The 16,452-nt window shown below is 70.3% G+C and carries 15 protein-coding genes and 1 pseudogene; 6 read left to right on the top strand and 10 right to left on the bottom strand.

Going from position 1 to position 16,452, the window contains the following annotated elements; all coding sequences use genetic code 11:
• Nucleotides 1-23 precede the first annotated feature (23 nt).
• The 5 genes from ABZ624_RS25380 to ABZ624_RS25360 form a co-directional block, all read right to left on the bottom strand.
• Nucleotides 24-917 (bottom strand): SCO1860 family LAETG-anchored protein, encoded by an 894-nt coding sequence (locus ABZ624_RS25380; RefSeq protein WP_360093222.1) that lies wholly within the window; start codon nt 915-917, stop codon nt 24-26.
• A gap of 143 nt (nt 918-1,060) precedes the next feature.
• Entirely contained in the window at nt 1,061-2,152 is a 1,092-nt protein-coding gene (locus ABZ624_RS25375; protein ID WP_360093219.1) for an amidohydrolase family protein, read from the bottom strand.
• A gap of 18 nt (nt 2,153-2,170) precedes the next feature.
• The gene (locus ABZ624_RS25370) at nt 2,171-2,965 is read right to left on the bottom strand and encodes an amino acid ABC transporter ATP-binding protein (RefSeq protein WP_360093216.1); all 795 of its coding nucleotides are present in this window, start codon (nt 2,963-2,965) and stop codon (nt 2,171-2,173) included.
• The gene (locus ABZ624_RS25365; RefSeq protein WP_360093213.1) at nt 2,962-3,795 is read right to left on the bottom strand and encodes an amino acid ABC transporter permease; all 834 of its coding nucleotides are present in this window, start codon (nt 3,793-3,795) and stop codon (nt 2,962-2,964) included. Before ABZ624_RS25365 ends, ABZ624_RS25370 begins: the two co-directional genes overlap by 4 nt.
• A complete protein-coding gene (locus ABZ624_RS25360) occupies nt 3,792-4,640 on the bottom strand; it encodes a transporter substrate-binding domain-containing protein (protein WP_360093210.1) in 849 nt (282 codons plus the stop codon). Before ABZ624_RS25360 ends, ABZ624_RS25365 begins: the two co-directional genes overlap by 4 nt.
• A 139-nt stretch (nt 4,641-4,779) precedes the next feature.
• Between ABZ624_RS25360 and ABZ624_RS25355 the strand changes: the two genes are divergently transcribed.
• The 6 genes from ABZ624_RS25355 to thpD all read left to right on the top strand — a co-directional run bounded on the left by ABZ624_RS25355 (nt 4,780) and on the right by thpD (nt 9,853).
• Nucleotides 4,780-5,829: an aminotransferase class V-fold PLP-dependent enzyme gene (locus ABZ624_RS25355; protein WP_360093433.1), complete on the top strand. Its 1,050-nt coding sequence runs from the start codon at nt 4,780-4,782 to the stop codon at nt 5,827-5,829.
• A gap of 72 nt (nt 5,830-5,901) precedes the next feature.
• The gene (locus ABZ624_RS25350) at nt 5,902-6,450 is read left to right on the top strand and encodes a DinB family protein (RefSeq protein ID WP_360093207.1); all 549 of its coding nucleotides are present in this window, start codon (nt 5,902-5,904) and stop codon (nt 6,448-6,450) included.
• A 255-nt stretch (nt 6,451-6,705) separates the two neighbouring features.
• Nucleotides 6,706-7,224 carry a diaminobutyrate acetyltransferase gene (gene ectA, locus ABZ624_RS25345; protein ID WP_360093204.1) on the top strand — a complete coding sequence of 173 codons (519 nt, stop codon included), beginning with the start codon at nt 6,706-6,708 and terminating at the stop codon, nt 7,222-7,224.
• A gap of 13 nt (nt 7,225-7,237) precedes the next feature.
• Nucleotides 7,238-8,509, top strand: coding sequence for a diaminobutyrate--2-oxoglutarate transaminase (ectB, locus tag ABZ624_RS25340; RefSeq protein ID WP_360093201.1), 1,272 nt, complete (start codon nt 7,238-7,240; stop codon nt 8,507-8,509).
• A 39-nt stretch (nt 8,510-8,548) separates the two neighbouring features.
• Complete coding sequence (locus tag ABZ624_RS25335; RefSeq protein WP_360093198.1) at nt 8,549-8,953, top strand: ectoine synthase; 405 nt, start codon at nt 8,549-8,551, stop codon at nt 8,951-8,953.
• A 6-nt stretch (nt 8,954-8,959) separates the two neighbouring features.
• Entirely contained in the window at nt 8,960-9,853 is an 894-nt protein-coding gene (gene thpD, locus ABZ624_RS25330) for an ectoine hydroxylase (protein ID WP_360093195.1), read from the top strand.
• Between the two features lie 145 nt (nt 9,854-9,998).
• Here the strand turns inward: thpD and ABZ624_RS25325 are convergent, their stop codons facing one another.
• From ABZ624_RS25325 to ABZ624_RS25305, 5 genes and pseudogenes are all read right to left on the bottom strand, one after another.
• Complete coding sequence (locus ABZ624_RS25325; protein ID WP_360093192.1) at nt 9,999-11,039, bottom strand: ketoacyl-ACP synthase III family protein; 1,041 nt, start codon at nt 11,037-11,039, stop codon at nt 9,999-10,001.
• 194 nt (nt 11,040-11,233) lie between these two features.
• Complete coding sequence (locus ABZ624_RS25320; protein ID WP_360093189.1) at nt 11,234-12,613, bottom strand: cytochrome P450; 1,380 nt, start codon at nt 12,611-12,613, stop codon at nt 11,234-11,236.
• Between the two features lie 76 nt (nt 12,614-12,689).
• Nucleotides 12,690-13,462: pseudogene (locus tag ABZ624_RS25315) on the bottom strand (alpha/beta fold hydrolase).
• Between the two features lie 70 nt (nt 13,463-13,532).
• A complete protein-coding gene (locus tag ABZ624_RS25310; RefSeq protein WP_360093186.1) occupies nt 13,533-14,612 on the bottom strand; it encodes an alpha/beta fold hydrolase in 1,080 nt (359 codons plus the stop codon).
• Nucleotides 14,612-16,452 (bottom strand): thioester reductase domain-containing protein (locus ABZ624_RS25305; protein ID WP_360093183.1); only part of this gene is annotated, 1,841 nt, incomplete at its 5' end. The genes ABZ624_RS25310 and ABZ624_RS25305, both read right to left, overlap by 1 nt.

Genomic DNA, 16,452 nt, shown 5'->3' with positions numbered 1-16,452 from the left:
CCCGGACGGAGGCCGGCCGGCCCTCAGCTCTTGCGGCGCCGGGCCACCACCACCGCTCCCCCGCCGACCAGGACCAGCGCCAGCGCGCCGCCCCCGATGTACGGGGTCGTGGAACTGCCGCCGGTTTCCGCGAGGTCGGTCCGGGCTCCCTGGGGCGTGACGTCGGCGGCCGGGTCGTGGCCCGGCACCGGATGCCCGGCCGGCGGGGTCTCGCAGGTCGCCTCGGCGAGCGTGACCGTGCCCTCGACGTCGGCCACGTTGAGCTTCAAGGGGTTGACGGAGACCTTGAGTTCGAGGGCGGTGGCGGCGGCGGTGCGGGTGGTGGTGCGCCGCTGGGCGAGGTCGAGGCGGACCTCGCCGACGCCGGGCACCTTCACCTCGGTCGGGCCGCCGGCGGTGAGCGTGAGGCGCTTGCCGAGGACGGTGACGCCGCCGAGGACGTTCGCCGAGGCGGCCGGTGCCCGGCCGGTCTCGCAGGTCGCCTTGGCGGTGACCGTGCCGAGCTCGATCAGGGACAGCAGGGGCAGGCCGGGGACGTGCAGCCGGGCGTCGACGAGCCGGACCGAACCCTCGGCGCGCTGCGCGGTCGCGGTGGCCTTCGCCGAGGCGACGTCGGCGCCGAGGACCGTGAACGGTTTGCCGCCGGCCACACCGTCGAGGCGGGCGGACAGCGCGGTCCTGTCGGCGCTCCGCGGTGCCCGGACCTCGTTGAGGGAGACCGCGAGCGGGACGTCGACGGTCTTGTTCAGCAGGGACACGTCGAGCCCGGTGCGCAGGACGACGGCGGAGGCGCGACCGTGGCCGGTGGTCGCGTGCGCGGCGCCCGCGCCCAGGACCGCGGGACCGGCGGCCAGGGCGGTGACCGTGGCGACAGTCGCGAGACGGCGTGCGGACATGCGGATGTTGTTGCTGTTCAAGGCGGTGGGACCCCCAGAGGAATCGTGCTTGGGACCCGTCAACCTTGTACGCCCTGCGGGTGAACGGTCAGCGTTCTCGCGCTGCTTCACCCGAACGTGGATACCCCGGACACCTCTTCGAATCACCGGGCACAGGCGTTCCCCTACTGCACGATCCGCCCGTTCAGCACCACGCGGCGCGGCGCCGCCAGCACCCGTACGTCCGCGCGCGGATCGCCCTCGTACACCACCAGGTCGGCCGGTGCGCCCTCCTCCAGACCGGGGCGGCCGAGCCAGGCGCGGGCGCCCCAGCTCGTCGCCGACACGGCGTCCACGGCCGGGATGCCGGCGGTGACCAGCTCCGCCACCTCGGCCGCGACCAGTCCGTGGGCCAGCGAGCCGCCGGCGTCCGTGCCGACGTACACCGGGATACCGGCGTCGTAGGCGCCGCGCACGGTGTCGTAGCGGCGCTCGTGCAGCCGGCGCATGTGCGCCGACCAGCGCGGGAACCGGGTGTCGCCGCCGGCCGCGAGCTGCGGGAAGGTGGCGATGTTGACGAGGGTCGGGACGATCGCGACGCCGCGCTCGGCGAAGAGGGGGATCAGGTCGTCGGTCAGGCCGGTCGCGTGCTCGATGCAGTCGATGCCCGCCTCGACCAGGTCCCGCAGGGAGCTTTCGGCGAAGCAGTGCGCGGTGACGCGGGCGCCGAGCCGGTGGGCCTCGGTGATGGCGGCCTGAACCGCCTCGCGCGGCCAGCACGGGGAGAGGTCGCCGAGGTCGCGGTCGATCCAGTCGCCGACCAGCTTGACCCAGCCGTCGCCGCGCCGGGCCTCCTGGGCGACGTACCCGACCAGGTCGTCCGGTTCGACCTCCCAGGCGTAGTTGCGGATGTAGCGGCGGGTACGGGCGATGTGCCGGCCGGCCCGGATGATCTTCGGCAGGTCCTCGCGGTCGTCGACCCAGCGGGTGTCGGAGGGCGAGCCGGCGTCCCGGAGCAGCAGGGCGCCCGCCTCGCGGTCGGTGAGCGCCTGCTTCTCGGCGGTGTCCGCGTCGACCGGGCCGTCCGCGCCGAGGCCCACGTGGCAGTGGGCGTCGACCAGGCCGGGCAGCACCCAGCCCTCGACGGTACGGATGTCCCGTGCCCCGGCGGGGCGGTCGTAGGAGACCCGGCCTCCGACCACCCACAGCTCGTCACGGACGTCGTCCGGCCCGGCCAGAACCCGGCCCTTCACGTGCAGCACCGCGCCATCGCTCATGCACCGCACCCTAACGGCCTACGGCCGGCCCTTCCCCACCTGGTCGGAGGTCTCCTCCTCGACCTCGGCCATCGCCGGGTCGAGCAGGCGGGAGAGGAAGTGACGGGTGCGCTCGTGCTGTGGATCGCCGATGACCTGCTCGGGGCCGCCGTCCTCGACGATCACGCCGCCGTCCATGAAGACGACCCGGTCGGCGACCTCGCGGGCGAAGGTCATCTCATGGGTGACGACCATCATCGTCATGCCCTCCTCGGCGAGCCTGCGCATCACCGCGAGGACGTCGCCGACCAGCTCGGGGTCGAGCGCCGAGGTCGGCTCGTCGAAGAGCATGACCTCCGGGCCCATCGCCAGCGCCCGGGCGATGGCCACGCGCTGCTGCTGGCCGCCGGAGAGGGAGGAGGGATACGCCTCAGCCTTCTCGGCCAGGCCGACCCGGGCGAGGTTCTCGGCGGCGATCCTCGCTGCCTGCGCCTTGTCCCGCTTGAGGACCCTGCGCTGCGGGAGCGTGAGGTTCTCGGTGACGCTCAGGTGCGGGAAGAGGTTGAACTGCTGGAAGACCATGCCGATGCGGCGGCGTACGGCGTCGATGTCGACGTCGGGGTCCGTCAGCTCGGTGCCGCCGACGAAGACCTGGCCCTGGGTGGGCTCCTCCAGCAGGTTCACACAGCGCAGCAGCGTGGACTTGCCCGAGCCCGAGGGGCCGATGACGCAGACGACCTCGCCCTGGTGGATCTCCAGGTCGATGCCGCGCAGGACGTGGTTGTCGCCGAAGGACTTGTGCAGGTCCCGTACCTGAATCTCGGGGCGGCTCACCGGATCGCCTCCTGGGCCTTGGACTCCATACGCCTGACGACATAGCTGAGCGGGATGGTGATCAGCAGGTAGCACAGGCCCGCGACCAGGATCGGTGTGGAGTTGGCGGTCGTGCTGGCGAGGTCGCGCCCGAACTTGGACAGCTCCCGCTGCTCCAGGGTGACGCCGAGGAACAGCACCAGCGAGGAGTCCTTGAACAGCAGGACGAGTTCGTTGGTGAGCGGCGGCAGGATGATCCGGAAGGCCTGCGGGACGATGACGGAGATCATGGCCTTGGCCGGTGAGAAGCCGAGCGAACGGGCCGCCTCCGTCTGCCCCTTGGGCACGGCCTGGATGCCGGCGCGGATGGTCTCCGCCATGTACGCGGCCGAGACCAGGCCGAGCGCGATCGCGACCTGGCCGTAGGTGCCGCCGGGGATCTCCGTGCCGGGGAAGGCCAGCGGGACGGCCACGCCGACGAAGATGAAGATCAGCAGCGCGGGCAGGCCCCGGAAGATCTCGATGTAGATGCCCGCCAGCCAGCGGTACGGGCCCACGGAGGACAGCCGCATCAGCGCGATGACCATGCCGAGCACGAGTCCGACGACAAAGCCGGACAGCGTGTAGAGCACGGTGTTCCTCAGCGCCAGCGTGATGACGTCCGGGAACATCTGCCGGGCGATGCCGGCCTGGGCGAACTGGTTCTGCAGCCGTCCCCAGTCCGCCGTGACCGCGAAGGCGACCACGGCGGCGACGAACACGACGTACTGTGCGCCCCGGGACAGACGCCGCTTCTGACGCCGCGTCAGCCCCTTTTTCTTCGGCTGGAGTCGTACGTCCGTGTCGGTCATGAGGCGGCGGGAGAGGCCACGGAGGCGTGGTACGGGCCGATCCACTGCTCGTAGAGCTTCTTGTAGGTGCCGTCGGCCTTGGCGTCCTTGAGGGCCTTGTCGATGGCCTCGCGCAGCGCCGTGTTGCCCTTCTTGACCGTGAAGCCGTACTGCTCGCCGGTCTTGAGGTTGTCGACGACCTTGAACTTGTCCGCGGTGGCCTTGTCCTTCAGCCAGCCCTGGACGACCGGGTAGTCGATGACGACGGCCTGGACCTGGCCGGTGCGCAGGCCGTTGAGGACCGCGTCGGAGGACTCGAAGGAGATCGGGTCGTAGCCCTTGCTCTTGACGTAGTCCTCGCCGGTGGTCTGCGCCTGGGCACCGAGCTTCTTGCCCTTGGCCTTGACGTCCGCGAGGGAGTTGACACCGCTGCTCTTGTCGACCAGGACGGCCTGGGTGGCCTCGAAGTACGGGTCGGAGAAGTCGACGTTCTTCTTGCGCTCGGCGGTGATGGTCATGCCGGCGGCGGCCAGGTCGCACTTGCCGGAGTTGAGGAAGGCGCCGGTCTTGAAGTTCTCGAACGGTGTGTCGACGATCTGCTGCTTGACGCCGAGGTTCTTGGCGACGAGGTCGATGAGGGAGACGTCGAAGCCCTGCACCTTGCCGTTGATCTCCGACTGGAACGGCGGGTACGGCAGGTGGGTGCAGGTGGTCAGCTGACCGGCCTTGACGACGTGGACCCCCTTCACGGTGGCGCCGCCGTTCCCCCCGCTGGACGAGGAGCAGCCGGCCACGACGAGGACCAGCCCGGCGGTGGCGGTGGTGGCAGCCAGGAGGCGGGTCCGGCGTCCGAGGAGCGTTTTCATGGGGGATCTCCCTGTGGGGGAACTGAGTGCTCCGATTATAAGGAAGAGTTTGAGTCTCTCAAATCAAACCGAGGGTTACGGGGCCTTTGCACCTAAGATCAGGGGAGTCCCGATGCCCGTGAACGAAGAGAGCGCCGCCGTGAGCCACCCCTTCCTCGATCTGCCCCCGCTGAGTGCCGAGCGCTTCGCCGCCATCGAGGACGCCGTCGCCCGGCTGCTGGACACCCGGCAGGACGTGCTGATCACTCAGGGTGAGGCGCTGCTGCCGCTGGAGGGCGCGATCCGCGCGGCGGCCGGGCCGGGCACGGTGGCTCTGAACGTGATCACCGGCCCGTACGGGCAGACGTTCGGGAACTGGCTCAGGGACTGCGGCGCGACGGTGTACGACCTCTCGGTCCCCTTCCACACGGCCGTGACCGCCGAGCAGATCCGGGAGGCGTTCGCCGACCACCCGGAGATCGACTTCGTCTCGCTGGTGCACGCGGAGGCGGCGACCGGCAACACCAACCCGGTCGCGGAGATCGGCGAGGCGGTACGGGAGCAGGGCGCGCTGTTCTACCTGGACGCGGTCGCCTCCGTGGGCGCGGAGCCGGTGCTGCCGGACGCGTGGGGTGTGGACCTGTGTGTGATCGGCGCGCAGAAGGCGATGGGCGGTCCGGCGGGGGTGTCGGCGATCTCGGTGAGCGAGCGGGCGTGGGCCCGGATGGCGGCCAACCCGAACGCTCCGCGCCGCTCCTATCTGTCCCTGCTGGACTGGAAGGAGCGCTGGATCGACGCCGGGCGAGCGGTGCTGCCGCATGCTCCGGCGCAGCTGGAGATGCTGGCGCTGGAGGCGTGTATGGAGCGGATCGAGTCGGTGGGGCTGGATGCGGTGATGGACCGGCACCGGGCCGCCGCGCTGGCGACGCGGGCGGGCGCGGTGGCGTTGGGCGGGGGGCTTGAGCCATATGTGTACGAGGAGAAGGACGCGGCGCCGGTGGCGACGACGCTTCGGGTGCCGTCGGGGGTGAGGGCATCGGAGGTGGTGACGCGGGCCCTGACCGGCGACCCGACACTGCCGGTCGCCGCCGGAGGGGGTGCGCTGGCCAAGGAGATGATCCGGGTCAACCACTACGGGGCGGACGCCTCTCCGGAGACCGTGGAAAGGTGTCTGGCGGCGCTCGGGACGGCACTCGGCGTTCGGCGCTAGGCCGGTCGGAAGGGCGCCCCTTCGTGGATGCGCGGCCGTGGTGATGTCAGTACCCCGTGCGATCCTCCCGGCATGACCACGCCGCAGACACCCCGGAGCCCCGGTATCCCCGAGACCCTTCCCGACGGCCGCCCGATCCCCCTGCTGACCGGCCCCGAGCTGCCCATGCTGGAGAGCTGGCTGGACTTTCACCGGGCCACCCTGGAGTTGAAGTGCCGGGGGCTGGACGACACGCAGGTGCGGCTGCCCTCCGCGGAGCCGTCGTCGCTGACGCTGCTCGGGCTCGTCCAGCACCTCGCCGAGGTCGAACGGAACTGGTGCCGGCGGGTGGTGGCCGGGCTGGACGCGCCGCTGGTGTTCGACGAGGAGACGGGGTACGCCCTCGATCCCGGGCGGGGCCTCGAAGAGGCGCTGGACGTGTGGCGGCGGGAGATCGCGCGCGGCCGGGAGCTGCTTGCCGGACGGGCGCTGGAGGACACCGGGCGGATCGCCGACGGACCGATGGCCGGCGTCGAGGTGAGCGTGCGCTGGGTGCTGATCCACCTCATCGAGGAGTACGCCCGGCACAACGGACACGCCGACATTCTGCGTGAACGAATCGACGGCACCGCCGGAGTCTGAATTCAATTGAGCTTCACAATTCACGCCAATTTCCCGGGTGACAGCTTCCCGTCTTCTTCTGCCCGCTTTTTGCAAGGCTAAACAGGCAAGTTTCCTGGCGGTTTTCTGACGGTTTCCGTGCTGTGACACACTCCACAGTGCGGTACTTTTGTCCCGCTTTGACGGGGGTTAATTCGGGCATTTCGCCGAGGCGTCTGCGTGGCACAGTGGTGACGGCCGTGCATTTCCTAATTCGCCTCGCTAAATTCGTGCCGCATGACTGCCGCACCCGCAGACCTGTTCATCGACCAGCCGGCGGTGACCGACGGAGCCGCGCTCTGGCGTCTCGCCAAGGACTCGAAAACCCTCGACCTGAACTCCTCGTACAGCTATCTGCTGTGGTGCCGGGACTTCGCCGGCACCTCGGCGGTGGCGCGCGGTGCGGACGGGGAGCCGGTCGGCTTCGTCACCGGCTATGTGCGGCCGGACCACCCCCGCACCCTGCTCGTCTGGCAGGTGGCCGTCGACGCCGCATACCGGGGTCACGGCATCGCCGCCCGGCTGCTGGACGGGCTGACCGCACGGCTCGCCGCCGAGCACGGCATCACCGACGTGGAGACCACCATCACGCCCGGCAACACCGCCTCCGAGCGGCTGTTCACCTCGTTCGCCGCCCGGCACGGGGCGCACCTGGAGCGTGCGGTGCTGTTTCCCGCGGAGCTGTTCCCGGACGGCCCGCACGACCCCGAAGTCCTCTATCGCATCGGTCCGCTGACCGACTTCACCGCCCACTGAGGAGCGATTCACCGTGACCATCACCCAGCCCGACCTCAGCGTCTTCGAGACCCTCGAGTCCGAGGTGCGCAGCTACTGCCGCGGCTGGCCCACCGTCTTCGACCGCGCGCAGGGCAGCCGGATGTACGACGAGGACGGTCATGCGTACCTCGACTTCTTCGCCGGTGCCGGCTCACTCAACTACGGCCACAACAACGCCGTGCTCAAACGGGCGTTGATCGACTACCTGTCCCGGGACGGGGTGACCCACGGCCTGGACATGTCGACCACGGCCAAGCGGTCCTTCCTGCAGACCTTCCAGGATCTGGTGCTGCGCCCGCGGGACCTGCCGTACAAGGTCATGTTCCCGGGGCCGACCGGCACCAACGCCGTGGAGTCGGCGCTGAAGCTGGCCCGTAAGGTGAAGGGGCGGGAGGCGATCGTGTCGTTCACGAACGCCTTCCACGGGATGTCCCTGGGCTCCCTCGCCGTCACCGGGAACGCCTTCAAGCGGGCCGGTGCCGGCATCCCGCTGGTGCACGGCACGCCGATGCCGTTCGACAACTACTTCGACGGCACGGTCCCGGACTTCCTGTGGTTCGAGCGGCTGCTGGAGGACCAGGGCTCCGGGCTCAACAAGCCGGCCGCCGTGATCGTGGAGACCGTGCAGGGCGAGGGCGGCATCAACGTCGCCCGGCCCGAATGGCTGCGCGCGCTCAAGGAGTTGTGCGAGCGGCAGGACATGCTGCTCATCGTCGACGACATCCAGATGGGGTGCGGCCGTACCGGCGCCTTCTTCTCCTTCGAGGAGGCGGGGATCACCCCCGACATCGTCACGGTGTCCAAGTCGATCAGCGGTTACGGGCTGCCGATGTCGCTGTGCCTGTTCAAGCCCGAGCTGGACGTCTGGGAGCCCGGCGAGCACAACGGCACCTTCCGGGGCAACAACCCCGCGTTCGTCACGGCGACGGCGGCCCTGGAGGCGTACTGGACCGACGGCTCGGCCATGGAGAAGCAGACCCGCTCCCGTGGGGAGCAGGTCGAGCAGGCGCTGATCTCCATCACCGAGGAGAACCTCGCCGACGTCAAGGAGTACCGCGGGCGCGGGCTGGTGTGGGGTCTGGAGTTCGAGGACAAGGCGCGCGCCTCACGGGTCGCCCGGCGGGCCTTCGAGCTGGGGCTGCTGATCGAGACGTCCGGCCCCGAGGGCGAGGTCGTCAAGCTGCTGCCCGCGCTCACCATCACCCCCGACGAGCTGGACGAGGGCTTGAGCGTCCTCGCCCGTGCCGTCCGGGAAACCGCCTGACCAGGCGTCTTTCGTACAGCTAGGAGGAAGAACAGCACCGTGATCGTCCGATCGTTCAAGGACATCGAGAACACCGACCGGCACGTCAGGGCGAAGTCCGGCACCTGGGAGAGCAAGCGGATCGTCCTCGCCAAGGAGCGGGTCGGCTTCTCCCTGCACGAGACCGTCCTGTACGCCGGGACCGAGACGTCGATGTGGTACGCCAACCACATCGAGGCCGTCGTCTGCACCAAGGGCGAGGCCGAACTCACCGACCACGAGGCCGGGAAGACGTACACGATCACCCCCGGCACCATGTACCTCCTCGACGGGCACGAGCGGCACACCCTGCGCGTCAAGGAGGACTTCCACTGCCTCTGTGTGTTCAACCCGCCCGTGACCGGACGGGAGGACCACGACGAGAACGGCGTCTACCCGCTGCTCACCGAGCCCGAGGAGGTGTGAGAACCCATGACCACTGCCCCCGTGAAGGATCTCTACCCGACCCGCGGCACCACCGAGGTGACCGTCCCGCGCCAGGACCCGGTCGTCTGGGGCTCCCCGGACACGCCGGGCCCGATCCCGACGGCCGACCTGCAGGCGTACGAGCGCGACGGCTTCCTGGCCGTCGACCAGCTGATCACGCCGGACGAGGTCGAGGTCTACAAGCGTGAGCTGGACCGGCTGGTCACCGACCCGGCGATCCGCGCCGACGAGCGTTCCATCGTCGAGCCGAAGTCCAAGGAGATCCGCTCGGTCTTCGAGGTGCACCGGATCAGCGAGGTGTTCGCGAACCTGGTGCGCGACCCGCGGGTGGTCGGCCGCGCCCGGCAGATCCTCGGCTCGGACGTGTACGTCCACCAGTCGCGGATCAACGTCAAGCCCGGCTTCGGTGCGAGCGGCTTCTACTGGCACTCGGACTTCGAGACCTGGCACGCCGAGGACGGCCTGCCGAACATGCGCACGGTGTCCGTCTCGATCGCGCTGACCGAGAACCACGACACCAACGGCGGCCTGATGATCATGCCGGGCTCGCACCGGACGTTCCTGGGCTGCGCCGGCGCCACCCCCAAGGACAACTACAAGAAGTCGCTGCAGATGCAGGACGCGGGCACGCCGTCCGACGAGGCGCTGACCGCGCTGGCGGGCGAGCACGGCATCCGGCTGTTCACCGGCAGGGCCGGTTCGGCCACCTGGTTCGACTGCAACTGCATGCACGGCTCCGGCGACAACATCACCCCGTTCCCGCGCAGCAATGTGTTCATCGTGTTCAACAGCGTGGAGAACACGGCGGTGGAGCCGTTCGCCGCGCCGGTGCGCCGGCCGGACTTCATCGGGGCCCGGGACTTCACCCCCGTGCGGTGAGCCCGCACCGCCGTGTCCGCCGCCGATCCAGCGGTGGAGCGGTGCGGCGACGGCGCCCTCCCCCAGGCGGGCATGCCCCGACCGGTGTCTGCCGGTCGGGGCATCGCGCAGTTGGGGTGGCCGGGAGCGGGGGCTCGGTGCGGGGTCATCCCCAGGCCGGGACGTCCAGGATCTCCAGCACCGCCGCGCTCCAGGTGAAGCCGATACCGACCCCGAAGACCAGCACGAGATCACCGGCAGCCAGCCGGCCGCTCTCGACGAGGTGGTTCAGGTTGACCAGCTGGTCGGCGGCGCCGATGTGCCCGATGTCGCGCCCCCACTCGTAGACGGTCTTCGTGTCGTCGATGCCGAGCAGCTTGTAGAAGCCGTTCTCCACCAGGCGCGCGCCGGTGTTGGCGTGCAGCACGTACGCGATGTCGGCGAGCTCGACGTCGGCGTCCCGCAGCGCGGTCTCGACCATGGCGAGCAGATTGCCGCCCATCCGCGCGATGATCCTGCCTTCCGCCCCCTCCTCCACCGTGGCGGCATAGGCGAGCTTCCGCTCCCGCAGGTCCACCGGCCGGCCGTCCAGGAACGGTCCCACCGACCAGCCCGCCGTGCCCCGGTAGATCGGCTCCAGCGTGGCGTCGGAGAGCGTGGCGGTGGAGCGCACCCGGGCGAAGCCCGTACTGGAGGTGAGCACCACGGCGCCCGCGCCGTCGCCGAAGACCTGGGAGTCGTCGCTGGTCCAGCGGTCGAAGTACGGCAGGTGGAAGGAGTCCCCCGCCGTCACCAGCGCGGCGCTGCCCGGGCGGGCGGTCACCCAGGAGGCCGCCAGCTCGAAGGCGATCAGCGAGCCGTTGGACCCCTGGCGCACCTCGGCCACCGCACCGGTGCCGCCCACCGAGTTGTCCTGGACGTATGAGGCCGGCTGCCAGAACTCCTGCCCCTGGTAGCCGAAGCAGGCGTGCACCACCAGCCCGAACTGCGCCTCCTCGCACCCCGAGCGGGCCACCGCCTGGCGCGCCGCCGCGGCCGCCATCACCGGCGGTGCCTCGTCCGCCCGGGCGACCCGGACCGCGCGAATTCCGTTCGCTTCCGCCGCGTCGGCGGCGTACAGACCGGCGGCGACGGCGGTTTCCGCCTTGTCGACTGCTGCGGGCAGGTACGCGCCGACTCCGGCGATGTAAAGCTGCTCCCAACGCATGGGCACCTCTGATCGTGCTAGATGGTGGGTGGTCGACTCCACCTCGGGTGGAGTGCGGCCGCTCCCGCGAGACCGTCAGGCGCGGCGATCTCGCGGGCCGGGCCGGGTACCGCTACCGGCCTGCCCGACGGACGTCCGGTCGGCCGGTCCGTACGCGCCCGGACCTCGGACACGCGCACGGACGGGAACCCGCGCTACGCGGGACGCAGCCGGCAGCGGACGGGGGTCTCCGTGCGCAGAGTGACCCCGTAGGTGACGGGAACGTGTTCGTCCACCGCGTCCAGTTCGTACTGCCGCAGGATCAGCGCAAGGGCCATCACCGACTCCAGCATGGACAGATGCCTGCCGATGCATGCCCGCGGGCCGCCGCCGAAGGGGAACCAGGCATAGCGGTGCCGGGCCTTCTCGCGCTCCGGTGTGAACCGCTCGGGGTCGAAGCGTTCCGGCTCGTCCCAGTAGCGCGGGTGCCGCTGCGTCACCCAGGGCGAGACCAGCACCTCCGCTCCCGCGGGAATCGTGTAGCCGTCGATCTCGGTGGCGGCGACCGCGTTGCGCGTGACGAAGGCCCCAGCCGGGTAGAGGCGCATCGCCTCCTTGAACACCCAGCTGAGATAGGGGAGTTCGTCCAGATCGGAGGAGACGGGCGCACGGGTCCCCAGCACGCGCCGGACTTCCTCGCGGGCGCGCTCCTGTGCCTCGGGGTGCCGAGCCAGCAGGTGCAACGCCATGGCGAGCGAGGTCGACGTCGTCTCGGTGCCGGCGAGCAGGAACACCAGTGCCTGGTCGCGGACCTCCGATGCGTCCAGCTTGCCGTCCTCCGCGTTCTGCGCTTGGACCAGCAGGGTGATCATGTCCTCCGCCGCCGACGCGTCCGCCTGCGCCCGCCGCTTCTCTATGACCCGGTCGCACACCGAGTACAGCTCTTCCGTGGCAGCGGCGGCCCTGCGGTTCATGGGCGTCGGCCAGGTGCGCGGCACACTGACGAACGAGTAGCTCCGACGCTGGATGTAGTCGCCGACGACCGGAAAGCAGCGTGCCACGACATCGAGGGCGGCCTCGAAGTCCGCGCCGAAGAGGATGCGGACCGTGATGCGCTGGGTCAGCCGCGACATGTCCTCGACCAGTTCCACCGTGTCGTCCGGCGCGTTGCGCCAGGCGGTGAGCAGTGCCTGGGTCTCCTCGGCGATCTCCGCGGCGTAGCTGTCGACCCGGCGCCGCGTGAACAGCGGCTGCAGCAGCCGACGCTGCCGCTGGTATACAGCGTCCTGACTGGTCAGCAGGTTGTTGCCCGCCGTGGCCCGGACCTCCTGGTAGAAGCGGCTGTCCTTGCGGAAGTTGGTCGCCTCGGTCGCCAGGACCTGCTGGGCGCCCTCGGCGGAGAAGACCGCGTAGATCTCCTTGCGCAGCCCGGGCGGCCCTGCGGTGAAGCGGACCACGTCGCCGTAGTCGCGTCGCGCGTCCAGGAAGAGATCGAGAGCACCGCGCCTGAGTTCGAGCATCGAGCCGAGCAGCGGCGACCCCGCGGGGCCGGGTATCGCCGCGGACGTCTTGCCGGGCGGAACGGTCGTGGACATGAGAGTGCACTCCTAGTGGGGGAGGAACGGTCGCGCCGGATGTCGCGCACGCTCGGGATGCTGGGTGAGGCGGGCGCTACGGGGTGACGGGTGCGCCGGCCGTAAGGAACCGGTCGATCGCCGACGTCACCGCGGCGGGTCTCTCCATCCGCAGTTCGTGACGGCGTCGACGAGCCGGACCACCGCGTCCGGGTAGGCCGTGGCCATCCGCGGCATCCGGGACACCGGCAGTTGGTTGGCATGACGTCCGTGCGGCAGCAGGACGGGCACCTTGATGGCGCCGACTGCGCCGAGCACGTCGAAGGACCGCGTCGCCGCGTAACCGCTCATGACCACGTCCCGGGGTGTGGACGCGGACGCATGGACGTACCGTCGGATCTGCGCGCGAGGGTGCAGGGGCCCGAAGGCGCGGTGGGTGTTGCCCGCGACGAAGCCCCAAAGGGGCAGCCGACAGCCTCATCAGGAGCCCGCGGCCGGGGCTGTACTCCATCCGGCTGATCGAGTTCACCAGCCCCCTCCGCTCGATCCGCTCCGGACTGCTGAGGGCCGGCGTCTGACTGATCACCCCGCCCATCGAAGGGCCGATCCACGAAGCGGTTGACTCCCAGGTGGTCGAGGAGGGCCATGACGTCAGCTGCCGTCTCTTCGATCGTGTGCCCCGCCGTCGCTTTCGCCGTGCCCGCGCACAGCCGGCCGGATCAGCCGTCGCTGCACGGCGAAGTGAGCCGTCCGGTGGTCCCGGCGGTGTCGGTCGGCCGTCCTGCCGTGGCTGAACACCGGCGGGACACCCTCGCGGCGGCACCCGTCGCCGAACGTCAACCGGGCGCGTCCGACTGCGAATCGAGCCATGGCGTCATGTCCTCCTGCGTCGTGATCGAGTCGGCTTGGGAGTGCGGGTCCTTCGCTCAGTCACCGACGCTCAGTCACCGACCCTGCCGAGGAAGTCGAGGACGTGTCCGAACACGTCGAGCGCCGCGCCACGACCGATGAACATGTCGAGGTGGCCGTAGCCGGGGACCTCGGTGTACGTCACATCCAGCTGCGGCTGCCTGGCGGTCAGCACCTCGTGGCAGAGCTCCTGGGAGTTCAGCCAGAGCCCGTTCTCGCTGCCGGACAGCAGCAGGACGGGGCAGTCGATACCAGATGCCTGGTCGAGGGCGTTCGCCGGCAGCGCGCGGTAGCGGTCGTCGCCGTGGTGCCAGCGCACGACGCTGCGCGCCAGCGCGATGCGGCGCAGATGCGGCCAGATCCACACAGGTGCGGGGCCCATCAGCTCAGCCAGTCGGTTGTGCGTGGCCGCCGAGAGATTCTCGTGTACGAACAGCGAAGCCCCCATGCCCCAGGCCGAGTTGTGCAGGATCTGGCAGGTGGGGTCGGGACAGGTCGCCTTACGGGAGGCCAGGGCGAACAGCAACGTGTGACGCGACCGGAAGCCCACCGTGCGGAAGTCCACGGGTACGTGATCGATGCGGGACCGCAGCAGCTCGCTGCCCAGGGTCATGCGCAGCGAGGTCCGTCCGGCCAGCTTCGGTGTCAGGAACACGCCCTGCGCCACCACGCCGGCGAGCCCGGGCACCAGGCCCGCGGTCATGCTCATCGACAGCGCGAGCGCGCCGATGCAGTGCGCCACCACGAACAGCGGCCGGGTGCCGATCCGCTGCCGGATGCGCCCAACGGCCTCGGGGATGTCGTACAGGGCGACGTCGTCATAGGTGTACCGACGCCCCGTTTCGTTGTAGGGGAGGCGGCAGCTGCCGCGCCAGTCCAGCAGCCACGGCTCGTAGCCCGCGTCCAGCAGCACCTCGACCAGGTTGCGGGTCTCGGGCAGCAGGAACATGTCGGACGAGGCGGTGTGGCCGTGCAGCAGCAGGACGGCGGGCCGGTCGGTGTCGTCGGTCGCGACCCGGGTCAGGCCGAGCCTGAACCCGTCCTTGGTGACGAACGGCATCTCTTCCACGCGCGCCTCTGCGAGGCGAGCGTACAGCGGTCGCAGAGTCATCACGGGCGCTCCGTCAGTGTCAGGTTCCGGCGTATGTCGAGTAGGTCCGCACCCACCCGGGTGAACGGGCCGAGCAGTCCGATGCCGATTTCCCGGCCGAACCAGAGCAGCCACGTCAGCTTGGCGATCCGCTGCTCCTGAGGGGACAGGCGCGGGTTCACACGGATGCCGTCGATCTGTTCGCGCAGGTAGCTCTCGGCCGGCACGACGACCTCACCCGCCAGGTGGGCGGGCTCGCCCGCACGGCCGATCGCCACGGTCAGTGCTCGCGTCTGCCGCCACAGATCACGCCGGGCGCGGGCATACTTCCGACCCTCCAGCCACCAGCGCTGCCCGTCTGCGTCGCGCAGCGTCAGCCGGTACCTGAGCAGCGGGTGGCGCAGGCCGTGCCGCTCCGGGATCCCCTCCTGCGGCCGGACCCAGAGGTCACCATGCTCCACCACGAGCGGTTCCGCATGCATCAGGGGGCAGCGGAGCTCGCCCGCGACGTCGACCCGTCGCTCGCGGATGAGCTGGTACATGCTGGCGATCGACAGGGTCAGCGACAGCGTGCAGGCACTCTCGGCGGGTTGGCCCGCGGGGCCCAGGCTCCCCTCCATCGTCTCGGGGAACCAGAGGTACGGCGTGTCGGCCCGCTCGGGCAGCCGGGCGAGACCGTCATGCGCCAGCCTCTCGAATGTCTTCAGCTGTGCCTGGGTGTCGTAGCGCGCGGCGGGTGTGAGGCCCTGCGCGGCCACGAAGGCCTCGGTGCGCCTGCCCGTGGCCGCGGGTCCCGTCAGCGTCGCTTCGCACAGCTTCAGAGCCGTTGGGCTCTGCAACACCCTTGTCAGGAAGTCGAGTTCCGGTACCGGCTCGGCCTCGAGACGGGCCAGGGTGCCGGCTCGCCACTCGTCCCAGTCCTGCACCCGGACGTTCATGCCGCCCAGGCTCATGTCCCGCACGACATCGTCGAGGGTGTTCGGTGTGCCGGTCAGGTTGTAGTTGTATCCCCAGGCGCTGGGCTCGCAGATGACGGCCACCGCGACTCGGCTCACCCAGTCCACGGGGGCGGCGTTGAGGTAGCGGAACGCGGGGACGCTGCGGAAGCGGCTGAAGGCCGAGAGCAGCCCACTGCTGAGGTCCTGGGAGTTGTAGGCGCCTGTCTTGGTGTGCCCGCCGATACCGCCCGGCCGCAGCACCGTGACCACCAGACCGTGATCACGGGCCCGCCGCAGTGCGGCCTCTGCGGCCCACTTCGACTTGTCGTAGCCGGCGACGAGGCGGTCGATGTGCGCGAGGGGGTCGTCCTCGCCCATGGAGGCGATGCCGACCTCGTTGAACACCGCGATCGACGAGATGTGGTGCAGCGGCTTGGGGCGCCCGGCCGCCGCCAGTTCCGCCAGCGCGAGCGCACCCAGCACATTGCTCTGTCGCAACGACGGGTAGCCGCGCAGGAAGTCCACCGCCGCGCCGACGCCGACGACCGCGTCCAGCTCCTGGGCCAGCTCGTTCCACCGATCGACCGTCAGGCCGAGATGCGGCTTGCGGAGGTCGCCCGGCAGGACGCTCACCCGCCTGCGGATCTCGGCGGACCACGGCAGCGAGTAGCTGGTCAGCGCCGCACCGAGGCGCTGGAGCCCTTCCGGCTCGTCCCCGGCGCGCACCAGGCAGTACACGTGCGCGTCGCTGTGCCGCAGCAGATCGAGGAGCATGTGGCCGCCGAGGAAACCTGTCGCTCCGGTCAGCAGCACGCGGCGGGGCGGGACGGGCTCCGGGGGAGCCGCCCACGGCAGGTCGTCGACGAGGGCCAGGTCGGCCAGGATGAGGTCGAGGTCGTCGTCCCCGGTACTGGCACGTACGG

It is taken from the genome of Streptomyces sp. NPDC007205, from assembly GCF_040634095.1.
Taxonomy (GTDB): domain Bacteria; phylum Actinomycetota; class Actinomycetes; order Streptomycetales; family Streptomycetaceae; genus Streptomyces.
Note: the sequence above shows the minus strand (reverse complement) of the source record. Positions and strands in the feature narration are given on the sequence as shown.